The sequence below is a fragment of the Parvibaculum sp. genome (genome assembly GCF_035511255.1).
Lineage (GTDB): Bacteria > Pseudomonadota > Alphaproteobacteria > Parvibaculales > Parvibaculaceae > Parvibaculum.
Genome location: NZ_DATKFR010000235.1, coordinates 1 through 20,574, shown reverse-complemented (window position 1 = coordinate 20,574; position 20,574 = coordinate 1). Strand labels below are relative to the sequence as shown.

18 protein-coding genes are annotated in these 20,574 nt (G+C 64.6%); 9 read left to right on the top strand and 9 right to left on the bottom strand.

Translation table 11 applies throughout. The features are described 5' to 3' along the window. Window positions 1-8: 8 nt before the first annotated feature. Window positions 9-1,328 (bottom strand): DUF4010 domain-containing protein, encoded by a 1,320-nt coding sequence (locus VMR03_RS09390; RefSeq protein ID WP_325404515.1) that lies wholly within the window; start codon window positions 1,326-1,328, stop codon window positions 9-11. Then, window positions 1,325-2,125, bottom strand: a complete 801-nt coding sequence (ppk2, locus tag VMR03_RS09385; protein ID WP_325404513.1) for a polyphosphate kinase 2 — start codon at window positions 2,123-2,125, stop codon at window positions 1,325-1,327. Before ppk2 ends, VMR03_RS09390 begins: the two co-directional genes overlap by 4 nt. Window positions 2,126-2,289: 164 nt before the next feature. Between ppk2 and VMR03_RS09380 the strand changes: the two genes are divergently transcribed. The 7 genes from VMR03_RS09380 to VMR03_RS09350 all read left to right on the top strand — a co-directional run bounded on the left by VMR03_RS09380 (window position 2,290) and on the right by VMR03_RS09350 (window position 12,079). Next, the gene (locus VMR03_RS09380; protein WP_325404511.1) at window positions 2,290-4,320 is read left to right on the top strand and encodes a TonB-dependent receptor; all 2,031 of its coding nucleotides are present in this window, start codon (window positions 2,290-2,292) and stop codon (window positions 4,318-4,320) included. A 275-nt stretch (window positions 4,321-4,595) separates the two neighbouring features. Next, the gene (locus VMR03_RS09375; protein ID WP_325404509.1) at window positions 4,596-6,785 is read left to right on the top strand and encodes a putative bifunctional diguanylate cyclase/phosphodiesterase; all 2,190 of its coding nucleotides are present in this window, start codon (window positions 4,596-4,598) and stop codon (window positions 6,783-6,785) included. Window positions 6,786-6,959: 174 nt separating this feature from the next. After that, window positions 6,960-8,180, top strand: coding sequence for an acyl-CoA dehydrogenase family protein (locus VMR03_RS09370; RefSeq protein WP_325404507.1), 1,221 nt, complete (start codon window positions 6,960-6,962; stop codon window positions 8,178-8,180). Window positions 8,181-8,192: 12 nt separating this feature from the next. Further along, window positions 8,193-9,287: an acyl-CoA dehydrogenase family protein gene (locus VMR03_RS09365; protein WP_325404505.1), complete on the top strand. Its 1,095-nt coding sequence runs from the start codon at window positions 8,193-8,195 to the stop codon at window positions 9,285-9,287. 82 nt (window positions 9,288-9,369) lie between these two features. Beyond that, window positions 9,370-10,542, top strand: a complete 1,173-nt coding sequence (gene chrA, locus VMR03_RS09360) for a chromate efflux transporter (protein ID WP_325404503.1) — start codon at window positions 9,370-9,372, stop codon at window positions 10,540-10,542. 59 nt (window positions 10,543-10,601) lie between these two features. Continuing rightward, window positions 10,602-10,874, top strand: a complete 273-nt coding sequence (locus tag VMR03_RS09355; RefSeq protein ID WP_325404501.1) for a SemiSWEET transporter — start codon at window positions 10,602-10,604, stop codon at window positions 10,872-10,874. 122 nt (window positions 10,875-10,996) lie between these two features. Beyond that, window positions 10,997-12,079, top strand: coding sequence for a zinc-binding dehydrogenase (locus tag VMR03_RS09350; protein WP_325404499.1), 1,083 nt, complete (start codon window positions 10,997-10,999; stop codon window positions 12,077-12,079). 6 nt (window positions 12,080-12,085) lie between these two features. Here the strand turns inward: VMR03_RS09350 and VMR03_RS09345 are convergent, their stop codons facing one another. Then, window positions 12,086-12,685, bottom strand: coding sequence for a glutathione S-transferase N-terminal domain-containing protein (locus VMR03_RS09345; RefSeq protein WP_325404497.1), 600 nt, complete (start codon window positions 12,683-12,685; stop codon window positions 12,086-12,088). A 109-nt stretch (window positions 12,686-12,794) separates the two neighbouring features. Between VMR03_RS09345 and VMR03_RS09340 the strand changes: the two genes are divergently transcribed. Then, complete coding sequence (locus VMR03_RS09340) at window positions 12,795-13,784, top strand: SPFH domain-containing protein (protein ID WP_325404495.1); 990 nt, start codon at window positions 12,795-12,797, stop codon at window positions 13,782-13,784. A gap of 3 nt (window positions 13,785-13,787) precedes the next feature. Further along, window positions 13,788-14,237: an NfeD family protein gene (locus VMR03_RS09335; protein ID WP_325404493.1), complete on the top strand. Its 450-nt coding sequence runs from the start codon at window positions 13,788-13,790 to the stop codon at window positions 14,235-14,237. A 20-nt stretch (window positions 14,238-14,257) separates the two neighbouring features. Here VMR03_RS09335 and VMR03_RS09330 read toward each other — a convergent pair whose 3' ends face one another. From VMR03_RS09330 to VMR03_RS09305, 6 genes are all read right to left on the bottom strand, one after another. Further along, window positions 14,258-15,517 carry a serine hydrolase domain-containing protein gene (locus VMR03_RS09330; RefSeq protein ID WP_325404491.1) on the bottom strand — a complete coding sequence of 420 codons (1,260 nt, stop codon included), beginning with the start codon at window positions 15,515-15,517 and terminating at the stop codon, window positions 14,258-14,260. A 76-nt stretch (window positions 15,518-15,593) separates the two neighbouring features. Beyond that, window positions 15,594-16,088, bottom strand: coding sequence for an RT0821/Lpp0805 family surface protein (locus VMR03_RS09325; RefSeq protein WP_325404489.1), 495 nt, complete (start codon window positions 16,086-16,088; stop codon window positions 15,594-15,596). Next, window positions 16,085-16,594, bottom strand: coding sequence for a phage holin family protein (locus VMR03_RS09320; protein ID WP_325404487.1), 510 nt, complete (start codon window positions 16,592-16,594; stop codon window positions 16,085-16,087). The genes VMR03_RS09325 and VMR03_RS09320 overlap by 4 nt, the downstream gene beginning before the upstream one ends. A 10-nt stretch (window positions 16,595-16,604) precedes the next feature. Beyond that, window positions 16,605-16,874: a hypothetical protein gene (locus VMR03_RS09315; RefSeq protein WP_325404485.1), complete on the bottom strand. Its 270-nt coding sequence runs from the start codon at window positions 16,872-16,874 to the stop codon at window positions 16,605-16,607. Window positions 16,875-16,969: 95 nt separating this feature from the next. Continuing rightward, a complete protein-coding gene (locus VMR03_RS09310) occupies window positions 16,970-18,415 on the bottom strand; it encodes a phospholipase D-like domain-containing protein (RefSeq protein ID WP_325404483.1) in 1,446 nt (481 codons plus the stop codon). A gap of 58 nt (window positions 18,416-18,473) precedes the next feature. Next, on the bottom strand, window positions 18,474-20,522 hold the full coding sequence (locus tag VMR03_RS09305) for a TonB-dependent receptor (protein ID WP_325404481.1): 2,049 nt from the start codon (window positions 20,520-20,522) through the stop codon (window positions 18,474-18,476). Window positions 20,523-20,574: the final 52 nt, after the last annotated feature.

Below are 20,574 nucleotides of genomic sequence, written 5' to 3'. Positions count from 1 at the left end.
GATATGGATTACACCCGACCGAGCACGAAGAAAACCGCGATGATACCGCCCGCCGACAGCGCGAAGAGCGCGAGCGCGGGCTTCAGTCCCGCCACCCGTCCGGCAAAGCCCAGCGTATAGCTTGCCTTGAGGAAGTTGTTGGCGGAGGCAGCGACCAAGATCGCGGCTGCCGCGACATCGAGATTGAAGGCGCGCGAGGCGCCCTGCGCGACGCTCAGTACGAAAGGATCGACATCGGTAAAGCCGGCAAGGAGGCCGAGGCCGAAAAGCCCGCTTTCGCCGAAGCGGGTCTTGGCCCATTCGACGGCGATCGAAAGCGCGATGAAGAGGACGGCGAAGATGATGGCGGTCGAGAGTTCGAGCGGGTTGGTCGTCGTCGCGGGTTCCGCCGCATCCTTGCCAGCGCCGGCGGCCGGCCACATGAACCAGGCGCTGACGGCAAGCCCCGAGAGGCAGAGAATGGCGATCGCCGGCAGCAGTTTCAGCGCCAGAGGCGTGCTGAATATCCCGACGACCACGATGATACGCAGGAACATGACGGCGGTGGTGAGCACAATGGCGGATTGCGTGCGGGCGTCCGCGCCGGGCCTCGTGCGCGCACGGCGGGACAGCACCACGGTGGTTGCGGTCGAGGAGTAAAGTCCGCCCAGCGCCGCCGAGATCAGGACCCCATGGCTTGGGGCGAGAAACCTCTGCACCAGATAACTCGCATAGGAAAGCGTCGAAACGGCGACGACCGCGAGCCAGACCTCATAAGGCGTGATCTGCGTCAGCGTCGTCACCGGCTCGTTGGGAACGAGCGGCAGCACGATGCCGATGACGATCAGGAACTTGCCGAGCGTGACGAGTTCCTGGGAGCCAAGCGTCGTCGCCAGCGCATGCAGGCGTTCGCGGGCACCGGTGAAGAGCACGGCGGCAACCGCGACGCTGACCGCGACCCAGAGCGGCTCGGAAAGGGCGATGGGGCCGAGAAGAAAGGCGAGCACATTGCAGGTCGGCGCCATGATGCCGGCGTCGAGCCGGCGGTCGGTGGGCGCCTGATCATCCGTCTCCGCAAGCTGGTTCTGTAGTCGTTGTGCGTAATAGATCGAAAGCCAGGCGCCGAGAATGCCGAGCCCGCCAAGGAGAAGCAGTCCATATTGCGGTTCGAGCGTGTAGAGAAGCCCGCCGCAAAGCGCCAGCAGCGGGAAAGTACGCACGCCGCCCGGCGGCTTGATACGGCTCTTGGCGAAATATTCCTCGAAGGCGAGGCCGAAGAAAAAGCCCAGCGCGATCAGCGTCGCGAAACGCTCGGGCTCGATCGTGAGCGCGGAAAGGAGAGGCGTCACCGGGCGATCCGTTTGTTTTTGAGATGTGCGGGCTCGAAGGGGAAGACGATATCCAGGTCCGGGATCGTCAGCTTCTGTTTCTTGCCCTCATAATCGACCCGATTGAGAATGTCGCGGATCACGTTGAGCCGCGCCTCGCGCTTGTCGTTGGCGCAGACGATGTGCCATGGCGCATGCAGCGTATGCGTACGGGCGAACATCGTATCGCGCGCCTTGCTGTAGTCGGTCCAGTGCCTCAGCGCCGCATTGTCGACGGGCGAGAGCTTCCACTGCTTCAGCGGGTCCTTGCGCCGCGCGTCGAGCCGCTTCTTCTGCTCGTCGCGCGTAATGTCGAGATAATATTTGAGAAGCGTCGTGCCGGCGCCGATCAGCATTTCCTCGAAGGCGGGAACGGTCGCGAGGAATGTCTCGCATTCGGCTTCCGTGCAGAAGCCCATGACGTGCTCCACGCCCGCGCGGTTGTACCAGCTTCGGTTGAAGAGAACGATCTCCTGCGCCGCGGGCAGATAGCGCGCGTAACGCTGGAAATACCATTGCGAGGTTTCGCGGTCGGACGGCTTGCCCAGCGCGACGACCCGCGCCTCGCGAGGGCTGAGATGCTCCGTGATGCGCTTGATCGTCCCGTCCTTGCCGGCGCCGTCGCGGCCCTCGAAGACGATCAGCAGCTTGCGGTTGTTCGCGATGACGTCCTTGTGCAGCTTCACGAGTTCGACCTGCAGCTCGTAAAGCGCCTTCTTGTAATGGCCGTTCCCGTCGTCTTCGTCGTCCTGGTTCTTCTTGCGTTTCTTGCTGGGCATGGCGGCTCCTCGGCGGCTCCGGACTTCAGGCGTCTGAAGTGAGCCTATCCCCAACCGCGCGCTGCATGAAGCCGGCTCCATGTCGCGGAGGGCAAGGCCGGGCTTGCGCCGCGGGGAAATCCTGATATGTAATATTATAACATTACATATCAGGGGGTATCGTCATGCGTCATCTCGAGATCGGAACGGCCACCATTCTGTTGTTGGCGGCGACGAACGGACCGGTTGCGGCCGCCGACGCGGCCGATCCGCTGGATACGATCGTGGTGACGGCCTCGCCTCTGGCGTCGCCGCTCGACCAATTGGCGGCGCCGGTCACCGTGGTTACGCGCGACGAGATACTGAGCAAGGGAGCTCCGACGCTCGGCGCGCTGCTCGCCGACGAGCCGGGTATCGCGCAATCCTCCTTTGCCGGCGGCGCCAGCCGTCCGATCATTCGAGGCCTCGACAATTTCCGGGTGCACGTGCTCGAAAACGGGCTGGGCGGCGACGGTGTGTCGGGCGTCAGTGAAGATCATGCGGTGCCGATCGACCCCTTGAGCGCGACAAAGGTTGAAGTCGTGCGCGGCCCGGCGACGCTCCGCTATGGCAGCCAGGCGATCGGCGGCGTCGTGAATGTCATCAATTCGCGCATTCCGACATCGAAACCGGAAGACGGCTATACGGCCGAATTGTCCGCCGGCTACGACACGGTCGACAAGGGCCGCGACGCTTCGGCGCTGGCGGAGATCGCCACGGGCAACGTCGTCTGGCATGCCGACGCCTATCGTCGCAAGACCGACGACTACCGCATCCCGGGCGACGTTTCGCATCAGTCCGAAACCTGGACGGACTCGACCGGCGTCGCGGGTGGCGCGTCGGTGTTGCTCGACAACGGCTATGTCGGCGCTTCGATCTCGCATTTCGACAGCGACTACGGCATTCCGGTGCCGGAAGACCCGGCGAATCCGACCTTCATCGACATGGAGCAAACGAAAATCCAGACGGCGGCCGAACTCAACTTCTCGTCATGGGTGAAGACGCTGCGTCTGACCGGCGGCTACAACACCTATAATCACGGCGAGGTCGCGGCCGCGACAGGGGAGGTCGGTTCGCGCTTCGACGACAAGCTCTGGGAGGGCCGCGCCGAATTTCTTCACGACAATATCGGCCCCTTTACCGGCGCCTTCGGCATTCATGCGATCGAGCACAAGTTGAGCGCCGAAGGCGAGGGCGGCGAACTGCTCGCGCCCGCGAAAACGGAGACGCTGGCCGCCTTTCTCTTCGAGGAGGCGTCGCTTACCGACGCATTGAAGCTGCAACTCGGCGGGCGGATTGAGCATGTCGCGGTCGACGGCGCGGCGCTCGACGAGGCGACGGAAGACGTGAACGCGGCGTCGCGCAGCTATACGCCGGTGAGCGGCTCGGCCGGTCTCGTCTGGGCGCTGCCGGCGAACTGGGTCGCGGGCCTGACATTCCAGGCGTCGCAGCGCGCGCCGGAAGCGCTCGAACTTTTTTCAAAGGGCGCGCATGACGCAACGGGTACTTTCGAGCTCGGCGATCCGACGCTCGGGATGGAAACCGCCTATTCGACGGAGCTGTCGTTCCGCCGCGAGGGCAAGGACTTCTCACTCGAAGCGGCCGTCTACCAGACGAAGTTCGACGGCTATGTCCTGAAGCAATACACCGGCGAGACCTGCGACGAGGACTTCGCGAGTTGCACGCCGGGCGGCTCCGGCGGCGAGTTCCGCGAGGTGCGCTACAGCCAGCAGGATGCGACGTTCCGGGGCTTCGAGATCGGCGGGAAGCATTCCGTCGTGAAACTCGACGACGGCACGATCGGTCTCGACGGACGTTTCGATGTGGTGCGCGCGACGCTCGATGCGGGCGGCAATGTTCCGCGCATCCCGCCGATGCGGGTCGGTGCCGGCGTCTATTACGAGGCGGATCGACTGTCGGGACGTGTCGGCGTTCTCTACGCCTTCCGGCAGAACGATCTCGGCGCTTTCGAGACGGAGACGGCGGGCTACACGCTGCTCAATGCCGAGCTGCACTATATGCTGCCGCAGACGTTCACGCGGGGGGCGCCGATCGAACTCTCGTTGATCGGCGAGAACCTGCTGAACGACGACGTCCGCAACCATGTTTCCTTCAAGAAGGACGGCATGCTGCTGCCCGGTCGCGACGTGAGGCTGGTGGTGGCGACGCGTTTCTGAAACGAGCTTTTGGGGGCGTCGCTCGCGGCACCTTCCACGAGATTTCATGCTTAACATTCTGCTAATTCGGGCCGGAGACGATTCCAAATCGAATCAAATAGCGCCATATCGGCTGTAACCTATTCTTAGTTCTCGCTTCTTTATAAACGAACGAGTTCAGTTCGTATGGGATCGGGGGCGCGGCGCTCGCGATCTGTGCGGTATAGGTCAGGTCTGGCATGGAGCGGGCGGTCATACATCGCGACGCCGGACGCGGCAGGGATGTCGCGTCGCCGATGGCCGACGACCAGTCGCGCCCAAAGCGCAATGCCGGCTTCATCGCCGTGGCCCGGGCATGGTGCATCGCCCGGGCGGCAAGCCTGAGCGGCGCCTTTCTCGCCCTCCGTATCAAGGTGTTCGTGACGCTGACTGCCGCCGGCGTGGGCCTGGTCGTGCTGAGCGGCGTGTTTGTGCTGCATCTCTATACCAGCCAGGTCGAGACGCTCATCAAGGCGCGCGCGACCTCTCTCGGAGAGGTGCTTGGCAATTCGATCCGGCATGCCCGTGCACCGTCCGATCTTCAGTTCATCGTCGATGCCGTTTCGGGCTCCTCCCGCGTCGATCTGGTCGCCATTCTCGATTCCGGGAACAATATCCTTGCCGTCTCCCGCCCAGAATGGCGTGGGCTATCCGCAATCGATCTTCCGGATCCAGCTGTGCGGCGGGAATTCGCGGTGAGCGTGAAGCAACTCGAGCGCCTGCCCTCGGCGGACGCCAAATTCGCCGATTTCATGATGCCGGTGACGTCCCCCTCCGCCGGGGAGGCCAGAAAGCTGTTCTTTCGGGTGAATGTCGATGCCACGCTCACAGGTCTGCAACAGACCGCCTGGAGCATCGTCGTCTGGCTCGCCGCCGCCGCGATCGTCTCGGTGGTGACGATCTTTCTTATGATGCAACGTCTCGTCATCGCGCCGATAGAAATCCTGCGCGATTACGCCGAGCGTCGCGGCGCGACGAAATTCACGACGCCGAAGGGACCGCGCGACGAGATCGCGATCGTCGCCGCCGCTCTCGGCGAAGCTTTCCAGATGACGAACGAGAACGAGTCCCGCATCGCTCTTCTCGCGCGCACCGATAGTCTGACCGGACTCGGCAACCGCGCGCATTTCAAGATGCGTCTTGCGCAGGAACTCGCGGCCGACCACGGCGCGGTCGCGGTGATGATCCTCAATCTCGACAAGTTCAAGGACATCAACGACACGCTCGGACACGATTCAGGCGATGTCATTCTCCAGCGAACTGCCGAAATCCTGAAAAACTGCCATCGCGGCGGCGATGCCATGGCTCGCCTCGGCGCCGATGAATTCGGCGTCATCCTCACCGGAATATCCGGCCCCGAGGAAGCCGTCGAATATGCCACTCGCTTCATCCGCGCGGTCGGCGCGCCTTTCCGCATCGGCGCCCATGAAATCCACCAGACGGCATGTGTCGGCCTGACCATCTATCCGCAGGACGGCCGCGACCCCGACGTGCTGATGAAGAACGCCGACCTCGCACTGTCGCGCGCCAAGCTCGAAGGCGCGAGCGCCTGCATTCTCTATCGCCATGAACTGCATCTGCGCGCCATGGAGCGCAATTCGATCGAGCGCGATCTGCGGGTCGCCCTGTCGCAAAAGCAGTTCGTCCTCTTCTACCAGCCCAAGGTCGATATCCGCACCGGCCGCATCAGCGGCGCCGAGGCGCTGATCCGCTGGCAGCACCCCGAGCGCGGCCTGGTCGCGCCCGATCTCTTCATCCCGGTCGCCGAGCGCTGCGGCTTCATCGCCGAAGTGACGAAGTGGGTGCTGGAAGAGGCCTGCCGTCAGAACCGCACCTGGCAGGATGCGGGCCTTCCGAAAATCGGCATCGCCGTCAACGTCTCGGCCGTCGATCTTCGTCGCCCCGACCTCACCGACATCGTCGCGAACACGCTGGTGCGCCATCAGATATCGCCGCAATATCTCGAGCTGGAAGTGACCGAGAGCATGGTGATGCGCGACGTCGATGTGGTCATCGGCACGCTGCGCCGGCTGCGCAGCCTCGGCGTCGGCATCGGCATCGACGATTTCGGCACCGGCTATTCCTCGCTCGCCTATCTGAAACGCTTCCCCGTGAAGCGGTTGAAGATCGACCGCAGCTTCGTGCGCGACATCGCGGATCTCCGCGACGGCAAGGTGATCCCGAAAGTCATCATCGACCTCGCCCACAGCCTGAGCGTCAACGTGCTCGCGGAAGGCGTCGAGGACGCGGAGCAGCTCGAAATCCTGCGCAACCTCGGTTGCGACGAGGCGCAAGGCTATTTCCTCGGCCGGCCGATGCCGGCGGCGGAATTCGAACTCTTCCTCCGCCACGCGCCGAACGGCCTTCACCCCGATGCCGCCATTCGCAATGCGACAGCTGTCGTTCCAAGCGTGCCGCTCCCGCTGCGCGGCGGCTCCGCGGCCTGATCCCCATTCTTTGAGGCAAGGTTTGGCTTTGACGCAAGGTTCGCCTTGTCTTCCCGGCCTGTCATGCACGCGGCTGGACGCCTTCATTTCCGGCGCTACACTCGCGGGCCAACGAGAAGCGTGCCATCCGGCCAACGGGCCGGGAACGGCGCCGTCGAGCCACAGGAGGACGTCATGGATCTCGCCTACGGGCCGGAATACGAAGCCTTTCGCCAGGAGGTACGCGACTTCCTAGCGGCGAATAGCGACAAGGCGCCGCGTCGCTTCGGCGTTTCGCGCCCATCGGACGAAGTCGTGGCCTGGCAGCGCCTGCTGATCGAGCATGGATACGCGGCGCGCACCATCCCCAAGCAATATGGCGGCTACGGCGCCGAGCCCGACATCCTGAAGTCACGCATCATCGCCGAGGAATTCGCCAATGCGCGGATGCCGATGGGGATCGCGAACCAGGGCGTCTCGATGCTGGTGCCGACGCTGCTCGAGCTCGGGACGGAAGAACAGAAGAAGAAATGGATCGAGCCGACGCTGAAAGGCGAGGTCGTCTGGTGCCAGGGCTATTCGGAGCCGGGCTCGGGCTCCGATCTCGCCTCGCTGCAGACGAAGGCGGTCGAGGACGGCGACGATTTCGTCATCAATGGCCAGAAAATATGGACATCGACGGCCCATGCCGCCGATATGATCTTCTGCCTCGTGCGCACCGAGCCCGACAAGCCGAAGCATGAGGGCATTTCCTATCTGATCTTCTCGATGAAGACGCCGGGCATCGAGGTCCGTCCGCTCGTCACCATGACCGGACATGCCGAATTCAACGAAGTCTTCTTCACCGACGTGCGCGTGCCGAAGAAGGATATCGTTGCCGGTCGCGGTCAGGGCTGGTTCGTCGCCAACGCAACCTTGAAGCATGAGCGCGGCATGCTGGGCGATCCCAATCAGGCGGGATCGCGCCTGAAGGAAATCGTCGAGCTGATGCATCGCGAAACGCTCGACGGCGAACGGCTGATCGACAACCCGCTTTATCGCGATCGCCTGCTGCAATTGCAGGCCCGTGTCTACGCGATGCAGTTTCACGGGCTCAGGCTCCTGACGGCTTCGGCGAAGAAGGAAGACCCGGGCATTGCCCGTCTGATCGTCAAGCTGCAGGGCTGCGAACTCAATCATCAGCTCGCCGCGCTCGCGATCGACGCGCTGGGCGAGCTCGGCGTACTTTATGGCGAGAGCCCGCATCTGCGCGCGCAAGGGGCCTGGCAGCACCGCTACATGTTCGACCTGGGCCTCATCATCGGCGGCGGCACGGCCCAGATTCAGAAGAACATCATTTCGGAGCGCGGCCTCGGCATGCCCCGCGAGCCCAAGCTCGCCAAGGACAATGCGGAACCGAAGCTCGCAAAAGCATAAGAGGGCATCGTCATGGAATTCGGACTGTCGGAAGACCAGAAATTGATGCAGGACAGCGTCGACCGGACGCTTGAGAAAGTATCGTCGCTCGACCGTGTGCGGAAGTCGGCGGAAGCGCGCGAGCCTTATGCCGCCGATATCCGGGCGGCGCTTGTCGATCTCGGCGTGCCGGGCATTCTCGTGCCGGAGGATGAAGGCGGCATGGGGATGAAGCTTCTCGACGCGGCGCTGATCGCGGAAGCGATCGGCCGTCATGTCGCGCCGGTGCCCTTCATCGGAACCTCGGTCATGGCGCCGCTCGCATTCACAGGCGCGGGCAGCCCTGCGCAACAACGGGCATTCCTGCCCAAGCTCGCGGGCGGCGAGGCCGTCGCGGGGGTTGCGATCTCCGAACGTGGCGCGGGCGCGCGGGAAGGCGCGGGCGTCACCGCCTCGAACGGCAGGCTCAACGGCAAGGCGCTTTTCGTGCTCGATTTCGGCGGCGCGGATTTCTACATCGTTGGCGACACGTCGGGCGGCCTCCATCTCGTCTGGGGCGATGCCGAGGGTCTGAGGAAGACGCAGCTCACCACCATCGACCTCACGCGCTCGATCGGCGAACTCGACTTCCACAACGTCGAGGCCGAGCCGCTCGTCTCCGGCGATGCGCAGGCGACGACGCGTCGCATGCTCGATGCAGGCCGTGTCATGCTCGCCGCCGACACGCTCGGCGCGGGCTGGCGTATGATCGAAAAAGCCGTCGACTACGCGAAGGAGCGCAAGCAGTTCGGCCGTGTCATCGGCTCCTTCCAGGCGGTGAAGCACATGTGCGCCGAAATGGCGTCGGAGCTCGAGCCCGGCCGCTCCCTGATCTGGTACGCGGCCCATGCATTCGACGAAATTCCCGCCGAAAGCTCGCTGATGGCCGCGCACGCCAAGGCGCATCTTTCGGAAGTCGGGCGTTTCGTCGCCCGGACCGCGACGGAGGTTCATGGCGGCATGGGCTTCACCGATCTTCTCGGCCTCCATTACTGGTTCAAGCGCATCGGCCTCGACCGGCAATTGCTCGGCTCGCCCGAACGCGTCCGTCAAGATGCAGCGATCCTGCAGGGCTGGACGGCGGCCTGACATCAACTCTTGCCTTGATGGCGACAAATACGTTGCTATCAAGGGGAAGAGGCCGGGGGGCTGGCCTGCGAGGGGCGCCAGAGTGGGGAACACAATCGAAGTCTTTCGGGCTTTCCTGAAGCTCGGCCTCACTTCCTTCGGTGGGCCCGTCGCCCATCTCGGCTATTTCCGCGAGGAGTTCGTCGCGCGCCGCCATTGGCTCGACGACCGTGCCTATGCGGACCTCGTCGCACTGGCGCAGTTTCTACCCGGCCCCTCGAGCAGCCAGGTCGGCATGGGCCTTGGCCTGATGCGGGCGGGCTTTCCGGGCATGCTGGCGGCCTGGACCGCCTTTACGCTTCCCTCCGCCTTGATCCTCGTCGCGGTGGCCTATGGCGCAACGGCGCTGCGCGGCCCCATCGCGGAGGGCGTGACGCATGGCTTGATGATCGCCGCCGTCGCCGTCGTCGCGCAGGCCGTCATCCAGATGGCGCGCATGCTGACGCCCGACATGCCGCGCGGGCTGATGGCCGCACTGGCCGCCATTATCGTGCTTTTGATACCGGCGACGGTCGGACAGATCGGCGTGCTGCTGGCGGGCGGCCTTATCGGCTTCGCCTTCCTGAAGCCCGGCGATCTCGGCCGGCATGTGCCGCTGACGAGCCCGCTCGGACGGCGGGCCGGCGCGGTCCTGATCGCGATCTTCTTCGCGCTTCTCGTGCTGCTGCCGGCGCTTGCGGCGAAAGGCGGCGCGGGCCTTCAGCTGTTCGACATTTTCTACCGCGCCGGCGCGCTTGTCTTTGGCGGCGGCCATGTCGTGCTGCCGCTTCTCGAAACCGACCTCGTGCCGCGCGGCTTCATCTCGCGCGATGCTTTCCTCGCGGGCTATGGCGCGGCGCAGGCCGTGCCCGGTCCGCTCTTCACCTTCTCCGCCTATGTCGGCGCCGCGCTCGACCAGGGGCCGCGCGGGCTGACGGGCGCGGCCATCTGCCTTGCCGGCATGTTCGCCTCTTCCTTCCTGCTGGTGCCGGGCGTCATGCCCTTCTGGGTCAGGCTTTCGCATCTCGCGGGCGCGCGCGCCGCGCTGATGGGCGTCAATGCGGCGGTCGTCGGCATTCTTGCTGCCGCCCTCTACACGCCTGTCATCACAGCCGCGATCCACGGCCCGGCCGACCTGGCATTGGCGGCGGCCGCCTGGGCCATGCTCGTCATGGCGAAAGCGCCGCCATGGGCCGTCGTCATTGTCTGCGGCGCCGCGGGGATAGTCGTTTCCTGAGGCGGCATTCTCCTTTATGGAAAGAGCCACGCCAACGCCGCGCTTGGGAACAGGAACGCATGTATCTCGGTTACGCTGCCGCTTTTCTCACCACCGTCGCCTTTCTTCCGCAGGCGCTGAAAACGATCAAGACGCGCAACACCGACGGCATCTCCGTTTTGATGTATGCCGGTTTCGTGACGGGGGTTCTCTGCTGGCTGCTCTACGGCCTGATGCTCCGGGACGCGGCGCTGATTGCCGGCAACGCGGTGACCTTCGTGCTCGCTCTGCCCATTTTCATCATCGCCCTGACCAACCATGTCAGGGCCCGGCGCGCCGGAAAGCGCCTCTGACGCTGCGTCGCGCGTCCCGCCGCCGCGGCGGGCTTGCGCGGGGCCGCTGCGCCTGCTTGCATAGCGCCAAATCATATTGAAGCGCGCCTCAGACGCGCGACCGAATCCGAGGAGGAAACCCCATGCGCGCTGCCATCTTCCGCAACGGCGATCTCGTCGTCGACACGCTGCCGGATCCCGAGCCCGCCGCCGGCCAGGTGCTGGTGAAGACGCTGGCTTGCGGTATCTGCGGCTCCGACCTTCACGCTTTTCACCACGCACCGCGCATGGTCGAAATCGCCGAGCGTCAGGGCGTGAAGTCGAGCATGGATCTCACGCGCGACATCGTTTTCGGCCATGAATTCTGTGGCGAGATTCTCGATCATGGCCCGGGTTCCGCGAAGACGCTGAAGCCGGGTACCCGCGTCTGCTCCTTCCCGATCGTGATCGACGGCGGCGGCGTGAAGACCATCGGCTATTCGAACGACATGCCGGGCGGTTATGCCGAGCAGATGATCCTGAGCGAGGCGCTGCTGCTCGAGGTGCCGAATGGCCTCAGCGCCGAGCACGCGGCCCTGACCGAACCCATGGCGGTCGGCTGGCATGCGGTGCAGAAGGCGCGGCTGACCAAGGAAGACATTCCGCTCGTCATCGGTTGCGGTCCGGTCGGCCTCGCCGTCATCGCCGGTCTCAGGATCGCGGGTGTCCACCCGATCATCGCCGCCGATTTCAGCCCGGCGCGACGGGCACTCGCCGAGAAGATGGGGGCCGACATCGTGGTCGATCCGGCGCAGAACTCGCCCTACAAGCGCTGGGCCGAGGAAGCGACGCCGGAGGGCTTCGATCCGCAGAACCTGATGACTCTGATGGGCCTCGGCCCGCAGATGCGCCCGGGCGTGATCTTCGAATGCGTCGGCGTACCCGGCGTCATTCAGCAGATGCTCGAGGGCGCGCCGCGCAACGCGCGCATCGTCGTCGTCGGCGTCTGCATGGAGCAGGACCGCTTCGAGCCCTTCTTCGCGATCAACAAGGAACTCAACCTGCAATTCGTGCTGGCTTATTCGCCGGACGAATTCTCGCAGTCGCTGCGCCACATCGCGGAAGGCGAGATCGACGTCGCGCCGCTGATCACGGCGGAAGTGGGCGTCGAGGGCGTGAAGCAGGCTTTCGCCGATCTCGCGAGCCCGGAGGTTCACGCCAAGATTCTCGTCGAGCCCTGGCGCTGAGGAGCCTCAGGAGGCGCCGGTTTCCCTGAAGGACGGCCGGGCGCTCAGCGCGTCGAAGACGGCTTCGAGATTGGGCCGTCCGTCGCGCCAGCCGAGATCGCCGTGGCGCAGGTCGAGATAGCCGAGCGCCGCGCCGATCGCGATATGGCCGAGATCGAGCGAGTTGAACGAGGCGCCGGTCTCGGCTTCGAGGAAATCGAGCGAGCGGATGATGGCGTTGCGCCAGCGCTCGACCCAGCCGGGAGACCGTTCGTTCTCGGGTCGCAGGAATTCATAGGCGATGGCCACGGCGGCATCCGAAATCCCGTCGGCCGCCGCCTGTAGTCGCAGCACCCGCCAGCGGTCAGGACCTTCCGCCGGCAGAAGCACCGGTCCGGGCAAGGTTGTGTCGAGATATTCGCAGATCAGCGGGCTGTCGAAGAGCGTCATGCCGTCGTCGAGGACGAGCGCCGGGATCTTGCCGAGCGGATTGGCGGCATGAAGGGCGGGCGGATCCTGCCGCGCGACCACGACTTCCTCCGTCACCAGGTCGCCGGCACCTTTCTCGCGAATGACCACACGGACCTTGCGGACGAAAGGTGAAGTGGGCGACGAATAAAGTTTCATGAGCGATCTCCGGTTTGATGGGGCGAGATTAGCCCGAATCCATGGCGTCCGCATGCACGGTTATGTTGTATAGTCATGGCCGGGTTCGGGAGCAGTACGGGAGGCACCAATGCTGGGCGGCACAACTTTCGTCATCGTCATTCTGTTTCTGGCGATCATCTTCATAGCGAAGTCGGTCAAGGTCGTGCCGCAGGGCTATGTCTATACCGTCGAGCGTTTCGGCCGCTATACGCACAGCCTGACGCCGGGCCTCGGTCTCATCACGCCCTTCATCGATGGGATCGGCTCCAAAGTGAACATGATGGAGCAGGTGCTCGATGTGCCGAGCCAGGAGGTCATCACGCGGGACAATGCCATGGTGACGGTGGACGGCGTCGTCTTCTATCAGGTGCTGGACGCGGCCAAGGCTTCCTACGAGGTCACAAACCTCAAGATCGCGGTGCTGAACCTCACCATGACCAACATCCGTACCGTCATGGGCAGCATGGACATGGACGAGCTTCTCTCGCAGCGCGATGCGATCAACGCGCGGCTGCTCGGCGTCGTCGACGAAGCCACCCATCCCTGGGGCCTCAAGGTCACGCGTATCGAGATCAAGGACATCGCCCCACCGCGCGACATCGTCGATTCGATGGCGCGCCAGATGAAGGCCGAGCGCGACAAGCGCGCCTCTATTCTCGAGGCCGAGGGGCGCCGGCAGGCGGCCATCCTGGCGGCCGAAGGCCAGAAGCAGGCGGCGATCCTCGAAGCCGAAGGGCGCCGCGAAGCCGCCTATCGTGATGCCGAGGCGCGAGAACGCGCCGCCGAAGCCGAAGCGAAGGCGACGCAGGTCGTCAGCGACGCCATTGCCAGCGGAAACGTTCAGGCGCTCAATTATTTCGTCGCGACGAAATATGTCGATGCGTTGAGGGATGTCGCCGCCGCGCCCAATCAGAAACTCGTGCTGATGCCGCTCGAAGCGGCGAGCGTCATCGGTGCCATCGGCGGCATTGGCGAGCTTGCCCGCGACGCTTTCGGCGGCGGGGCGGGAGGAGGCTCCGGCATCCCGCCCAGACCGCGCCCGTCGGGCGCCGTGCCGCCCGTGTCGCGCGGAGACTGATCCATGCCCGACAGCTTGTCGCTCGGTGAATTCGGACTTTGGGCCTGGTGGATCATCGCCGCGGTGCTCGGCATTATCGAGCTGGTCGTACCCGGCATTTTCTTCGTCTGGCTCGCGGCGGCAGCCGCGGTCGTCGGCGCGCTGCTCCTCGTCTTCGACATACCATTGACCGGCCAGGTCGCACTTTTTGCCGTTCTCTCCGTTGCCGCCGTCTGGGCCTCGCGGCGCTATCTCGGCGGCCACCCCATCGCCTCGGACCGCCCGTTGCTCAATCAGCGGGCGCGGACCTATATCGGGCACACCTATGCGCTTGAACAGGCGATCGTCAACGGACGCGGCAAACTCAAGATCGGCGATACGCTCTGGCTCGCCTCGGGACCCGATATGCCGGCCGGCGCAAGCGTCCGCGTTACCGACGAGAATGACGGTGTGCTGATCGTGGAAGCGGTGTAGGCATCGTCAGGCTTCGACCCCTATCGTCCTCTGCGATACCATGTGACGCCGCCGATCAGGATAACCAGCGCGCCGGACGCGAAGAGGATCAGGATACCGCGCAGGTCGAACATCACCAGCGTGTCGAGACCGACCGTCCCCCTGCGCCAGAACGTCCATTCTCCACCGATTTCCCGCGCAAGCGTGGCGTTGCCGGTTTCGAGGACGAGAATGCCGTCGCCCGTTGCAGGATCGACGCGCGCCGTGGTGTTGATCGCCGGGTAATTGTTGCCGTCGTGACCGATCACATAGCTACCGGCCCCGTTGGGCACGTAGAGGGTTTCGCCCAATCCCCAGACCGGCATGCCAAAGAGGAAGGCTTGCGGGCGCCGCATGGCTTCGAGCGTCGTGGGACTCAACACACCGCGGCCTGGCGGAGCGCTATTCGCTCCTGGGAACTGCGCCGCGATAAAGCGGGTCATATCGTCAGCCGACGTATAAAGCGAAGCTGCGGCAAGCGCAGTGAACTTGTAGTGGACCGCCTTCGATCCGTCGGCATTGTAGAAGTCGACCAGATGCGTGGGATCCGGATCGACGAAGGTCGATTGCGTCATCCCGAGAGGCTGAAAGACCAGGCGGCGCATGGCGTCGTTGAAGGTCTCCTGCGTCACCTCTTCGACAAGAAGCTGTAGCAGCAGATAGCCGCCGCCGGAATAGCGCCAGTTTGTCCCCGGCGACGCGCCGACGCGTGTCATGCCGCTTGCGCCCGGAAGCGTGTCGGTTGCGCGCGTTAATTCCTGTTCGATCGGGGGCAAGGCTTGCCCCGGCGGAAATCCGCGAAAGCCCAGGCCGTCGGTCAGGCCCGCCGTGTGGCTGAGCAATCCGCGCACTGTAACGGCGTCATTGTCGAATTCGCTCGGCGGCAAATGCCATCTAGTAAGATATCGCGACACAGGCGCGTCGAGATCGATGCGATGCTGTTCGACCAGAGCCATGACGCCCCAAGCGGTGACCCACTTGCTCATCGAGGCAACCTGAAAGAGCGAATGGCCGTCGACCGGCCGGCCATGCGAGGCGTAAAAAGTTTCAGCAACATGACCGCCATCGAACAATACGATTGCTATGTTGCCTTTCGACTCAGTCGCGTATCGGCCTTCGGCCCAGCGGAGGAAACCCGCGCTATCGCCGTTCGCCGCGGACATTGCGCGCCACCAACCCTCCCGCGCGCCGCCGGCGACGAACGCGGCCCAGATGACGAGCAGGGTAATCGTGACAAGGACGCTCCCGCCCAGTCTCCTCATACGCCGTCCCCCATTGCAGCGTCCCCACGACGGGATGGTACGTGATTTTTCGTCGGAATTGCGATCAGACCAACACTTATCCAGGAAGGCAGGCGGTGCCGCTGAGCGAACCGTGCGTCGCGCGGACGCTCCGGGTTTCGGTGAAGTCGCGGCAGCGATTGCCGTTCTTGTCGCGGTATTCCCGGACCGGCGTGATCTCGCCCGAGGCCTGGTCGGTGGGCGTTCGCCAGCGGACGGTTTCACCGATGGGCACGGTCATCACCTTCGCCATGGCGCGGCGCTGCTCCGAGGCCGGAAAGCCCGACAGCGTCGGGCCGTTCGAACCGCCGACCGCATAGCCGATGGCGAGACCCGTCAGGATGCCGATCTTGGCGCCGCTGCCCGCGCCGGCGATCACCGCGCCCGCGATGGCACCGCCGCCCGGCCCGATGATCCCGGAGCCCCTATCGTCGACGGGAACGTGGATGAGCGGCTCCGGCTTCTTCTCCGTGACAGTCGGCTGCGGCGCGGTCGATTGCGCGCAGGCGCCGAGAAAGAGGAAGGCGCAGAAAGCGGAGGCGGCGCGTTTCACGGTTCGGTCCTTTTCAGGAAGGGCATGATGAAACGGCGCAGCGCCGGGCTCACCGCTGCGATGGCGCCGAGCACCAGCGTCAGGATCGGCAGGTTCGCCGTCGACCCCTTGAAGATGCCGAGAAGGCCCATGCTGAGTTCGTCGATCCGCTTCTCGAAAATATCGAAATCTCGCCGGATTTCGCGCCGCGCATCTTCGACGGCGCGATTGGCGAGCTCCATTTCGAGCCGGGCGGCGCGGCCCTGCTGCTTGTGGCCGGCGAGCAGCAGCGAAATGAGCGCGAGGAGAACGAGGCCCATCCCCGTGATCGCGGCCGACCAGGTGAAGCCGTAGATCTCGGCGAGTGCTAGGAAGACGGCGACCGTCAGCATGATGAGCGCGAGGGCCGCGAAAAGGACCCCGACGGCGATCCAGACCGCGCGGCGGGCGAGGCGCCGCGCTTCGATCTCGGCGCGCAAGAGTTCCGCCTCGGCGAGGCGGCGCATGTTGGGTGTGGGATCGAGCATGGGATCGCTCCTATCGCGTGAAGACGCGGCCGAGAAGGAAACCGATACCGAAGGCGATGAGCGCGCTCGGCACCGGATTTTCGCCGATCTGCTTCTGGAGGTCCGACAGGCCCTCCTGAAAGCGCTCGCCGATCTCCTCCGCCGCCTCGCGCGCGCCGTGAACCTCGGCGCCGGTATCCTCGGCGATGGCGGTCCTGGCCTCCTCGAGCGCCTTGGTCAGGCGTTCGACTTCGGCCTGGAGCTCGGCGATCTCGGCCGTGGTCGCATTCTTCTCTGCCATGTGTCTCGCTCCCTCGCTGGACAATGACTATACGCCCAAAGTTTAGCTTGGCTCCATGGCGGCGCAAGGACGGTGACGCCGCAGGGGAGGGGCGTTCAGAGATAGGGCGAGGCGAGGCGGACGGCCGCGTCGCGGAGTTTCTCAGGGAACGGACGCCCGGCTATGTCGGCGAGGGTCACGGGCCTGGCCGTCGCGATCTTGGCGTCGATGATGCGGTCGAGCCGCTGGGCGAAGGAACTGCCGTAGCATTCGAGGTTGAGCTCGAAATTGAGACGGAGGCTCCGGCCGTCCCAATTGGCGGAGCCGACCGTCGACCAGATGCCGTCGACCGTCATCAGCTTGGAATGCTCGAAATGGCCTTCGGTCTTCCACACGCGGCAGCCGGCCTCGATGAACCACAGGAGCGACGGGGTCGCCGCCCAGTCGACGAAGAAGAGATTGTTGGTTTCCGGCAGGATGATGTCGACATCGACGCCGCGCATGGCGGCGAGCGACAAATTGGTGGCGAGCGTCGTGTCCGGCAGGAAATAGGGCGTCACGACGCGGATGCTCTGACGCGCTTCCGAAAGCGCGCCGAGCAGCGTCCAGCGGATCGGATTGAGGCCGAGATCGGGGCCGGCGGGCAGAGCGCGGGCGACGAGATCGCCCTTGTGGGCGAGCGGCGGAAACCAGTCGGGCCCACTCAGGATTTCGCCGGTGGTGAACTCCCACTCATGCGCGAAGGTCCGCATGAGCTGCGCGACCACGGGGCCTTCGACCTTGAAGTGATAATCGAGGATCGGCTTGTCGGGATTCTGGCCGACGAGATTGCCAACGGCGATGTTCATGCCGCCCGTGAAGCCGTGCTCGCCGTCCACCACCAGGATCTTCTGGTGGTTGCGCATATTGAGATAGGGCATCTGCCAGGGCATGAACGAATGCAGGAAGCGCGCATAATTGATGCCGCGCTCCCGAAGCAGCGGAATCAGCGATGGCTGTGAATACCAGGAGCCGACGCCGTCGATGAGAAGACGCACACGCACACCGCGCCCGACCGCGCGCGTCAGCGCCTCGACGAAGAGAAGGCCTGCCTTGTCGTTGTTGAAGATGTAGGTCGAGAGGGCGATGGAACGCGCGGCGCGGTCGATCGCCTCGATCATGGCGGGATAGGCCTCGTCGCCATTGGTGAGGACGTCGACCATGTTGCCAGGCTCGAAACTCTCCGCCAGCACCTTCTGGCCGAAGCGCGCGAAGCTTTCGAGCTCCTTGCGTTGTTCCTCCTGTTCGGCGGGAAGGGAGCCGCGCGCGACGGGAACGGGCGCGGGCAGCGCCTTGCCGCGGCGGACGCCGCGCAGCTCGCGGGCGCGGCGCTGGATGCGGTTGACGCCGAAAAGGAGATAGACGAGCCAGCCCAGAAAAGGCACGAAGAGGATAAAGCCGACCCAGCCCGCCGCCGAGCGGACGTCGCTCTTGGTCAGCATGGCATGCGCCGCCGTTCCCGCCATGGCCGTGAACTGGATGGTAGCCGCGAGCGCCGGCCATATGTCGATTATGAACTGCATGGGCCCCGAAGCTTAGAGGAAGGCGGCGATCCGTCCACCCTTCACTTTGATGCGGCTGTCAGAAGCGAACGGTTGCACCGGCGGAAAGAGCGCGGCCGTCGCCGGGGAAATAGCGCGCGGCGGTGCGGAAATAGTCCGCCCGGTCGGCATAACGCTTGTCGAAGACGTTTTCGAGCTTGCCGAAGATGGAGAGGTTCTCGGTCAGCCTGTAGTCGGTGCGCAGATTGAAGAGATCGTGGCCGGGATAGCGCTGGGTATTGGCGGCGTCCATCCAGTATTCGCCCATATGCACCCATTCGATCTCCGCTCGTCCGCGATCGCCATGGAACCCGTAGCCAAGGCGCACATTGGCGACGATACGCGGCGCCGTGTCGATGTCGTTGCCGGGCAGGATCGTCTCGGTCGTGAAGCCCGTGATGATGTCGGTGAAATCATAGGTGTGATGGGCATAGGTCGCCGAGGCGGCGAGATCGAAATTCCAGGCGAGCGGCGTCGTGAGTTCGGCTTCGACGCCGACATGCTTCGTCTTGCCGTCGGTGATGTTGTCGCCGTTCGAGTCCCGGAAAGCGAAATTGCGTTTCTTCATGAAATAGGTGGAGAGTTCGTAACGCGCCTTGCCGATCGCGCCGCGTGCGCCCACTTCGATACTGTCCAGAATCTCGGATTCGATAATGCTCGGGTCCTGGCCGGTTTGCAGGCGGTAGAGATCGGCGGTCTGCGGCGCGCGGGCGGCACGGGCGAGATTGACGAAGCCGATCAGTTCCTCGCTGAAGACATGAGTGAGGCCGAGCTTCGGCGTCAGATTTGAAAAGTCGTCGGTGCGATCGGCGGGCCGCAGGAAGCGTCCGGCGACGCCGTCGGCCGTATTGTTGGTGTAGTCGTAGCGCGTCAGCTCCCAGCGAAGCCCGGCGGTAAGCTGGGTTGCGTCGTCCAGCCTCCAGACGGTGTGGAGATAGGGCGCGACGACGAGCGACTTCACGTCGTAATCGTAATGCGTGCCTCGCACATAGGTCCCGAGAGTCGTGGGCGCCGTCTGGATTTCGCTCAGATATCCGTCCGTATACTCGGTATCGACGCCGAATATGATCTTGTGTCCGCCGGAAAGCCGCGTCTCGAGGCTGGTCAGGAGGCCGCCCGACCAGTGGCCGTTCTCCTCGACCGGCGTGCCCGGCTGGAAGTGCATCAGGAAGTTCATACCGTTCTTGCGCATATAGGGCGTGAGCGCGAGCGTCTGACTGTCGCTGAGGTCGCGTTCGATGCGCGCGGTGGCGCGTACGGCCCAGGCGTCGCGATAGGCGTCCGGATTGACGTTCCCCTCGTAAATCGCGGGATCGGTATAACTCGTGGCGTAGCCCGCCGTTTCCTGATTGAGGTTGACGGCGGTGAGTGTCGAGCGCACCCGCGTGCCGGGCGCGGTGTAGTCGTAGCGGAACTGGCCCTTCTCCTGGCTGTAGCCGGAGGCGTCGCGGAAGCCGCCATCCTCCTTCAGCACGAAGCTGCCGCGGAAACCGTGGCGGGCGGCGCCGTCGGTGACGGTCGTGCTGGCCGTGCCGTCGAGTTCGCGCACGCCATGCGAGCCGACAAGGCCGGTGAGCGCGCCTTCGGGCATCGCCGAGGGCGCGCGGCTCAGAACGTTGACGAGGCCGTGCTCGGCGTTGGAGCCGTAAAGCGCACTGCCGGGCCCGCGCACCACTTCGATGGCGCCTGCCTCCTCGGTCAGCGCGTCCATCAGCTCGTTGACATTGGCAAAGCCGGCGGCGCGCATCGGCACGCCGTCCTCGAGATAGAGGAAGGAGCCTGCCCCGGCCGTGCCGGTGAGCACGGGCGAGCGGATGGCGGTCAGATGCTCGACGCCGCTTCCCTGCTCGATGTCGACGCCGGGGAGGCGGTTCAGAAGCTCGGCTGGCTGCTCCGCCTTCACAAAGCGAATTTCGTCGCCGGAGATTTTTGAGATATTGCCGGGATGCGTGGCGCGGGCCTCGCCATAACCGGTCGCGGTGACGACGATCTCGTCGATGGGGAGCGCGGGCTTCTCGGCCGCCGCCGCACCCGTGGCGATCGCGACCGCGAACCCGGATAGCCATAACCCATCGTGAAACCGCGCCATTAGTTCCCCCCTCTGAGCCAATTCCCGCTTTTCCCATGCGGTCTTTGCCGCC

What these genes read in the sequence shown, in the direction of transcription:
- ppk2 (WP_325404513.1), bottom strand. Translation starts at nt 2,125, where the DNA reads ATGCCCAGCAAGAAACGCAAGAAGAACCAGGACGACGAAGACGACGGG.
- VMR03_RS09380 (WP_325404511.1), top strand. Translation starts at nt 2,290, where the DNA reads ATGCGTCATCTCGAGATCGGAACGGCCACCATTCTGTTGTTGGCGGCG.
- VMR03_RS09375 (WP_325404509.1), top strand. Translation starts at nt 4,596, where the DNA reads ATGGCCGACGACCAGTCGCGCCCAAAGCGCAATGCCGGCTTCATCGCC.
- VMR03_RS09370 (WP_325404507.1), top strand. Translation starts at nt 6,960, where the DNA reads ATGGATCTCGCCTACGGGCCGGAATACGAAGCCTTTCGCCAGGAGGTA.
- VMR03_RS09365 (WP_325404505.1), top strand. Translation starts at nt 8,193, where the DNA reads ATGGAATTCGGACTGTCGGAAGACCAGAAATTGATGCAGGACAGCGTC.
- VMR03_RS09355 (WP_325404501.1), top strand. Translation starts at nt 10,602, where the DNA reads ATGTATCTCGGTTACGCTGCCGCTTTTCTCACCACCGTCGCCTTTCTT.
- VMR03_RS09350 (WP_325404499.1), top strand. Translation starts at nt 10,997, where the DNA reads ATGCGCGCTGCCATCTTCCGCAACGGCGATCTCGTCGTCGACACGCTG.
- VMR03_RS09345 (WP_325404497.1), bottom strand. Translation starts at nt 12,685, where the DNA reads ATGAAACTTTATTCGTCGCCCACTTCACCTTTCGTCCGCAAGGTCCGT.
- VMR03_RS09340 (WP_325404495.1), top strand. Translation starts at nt 12,795, where the DNA reads ATGCTGGGCGGCACAACTTTCGTCATCGTCATTCTGTTTCTGGCGATC.
- VMR03_RS09335 (WP_325404493.1), top strand. Translation starts at nt 13,788, where the DNA reads ATGCCCGACAGCTTGTCGCTCGGTGAATTCGGACTTTGGGCCTGGTGG.
- VMR03_RS09330 (WP_325404491.1), bottom strand. Translation starts at nt 15,517, where the DNA reads ATGAGGAGACTGGGCGGGAGCGTCCTTGTCACGATTACCCTGCTCGTC.
- VMR03_RS09320 (WP_325404487.1), bottom strand. Translation starts at nt 16,594, where the DNA reads ATGCTCGATCCCACACCCAACATGCGCCGCCTCGCCGAGGCGGAACTC.
- VMR03_RS09315 (WP_325404485.1), bottom strand. Translation starts at nt 16,874, where the DNA reads ATGGCAGAGAAGAATGCGACCACGGCCGAGATCGCCGAGCTCCAGGCC.
- VMR03_RS09310 (WP_325404483.1), bottom strand. Translation starts at nt 18,415, where the DNA reads ATGCAGTTCATAATCGACATATGGCCGGCGCTCGCGGCTACCATCCAG.
- VMR03_RS09305 (WP_325404481.1), bottom strand. Translation starts at nt 20,522, where the DNA reads ATGGCGCGGTTTCACGATGGGTTATGGCTATCCGGGTTCGCGGTCGCG.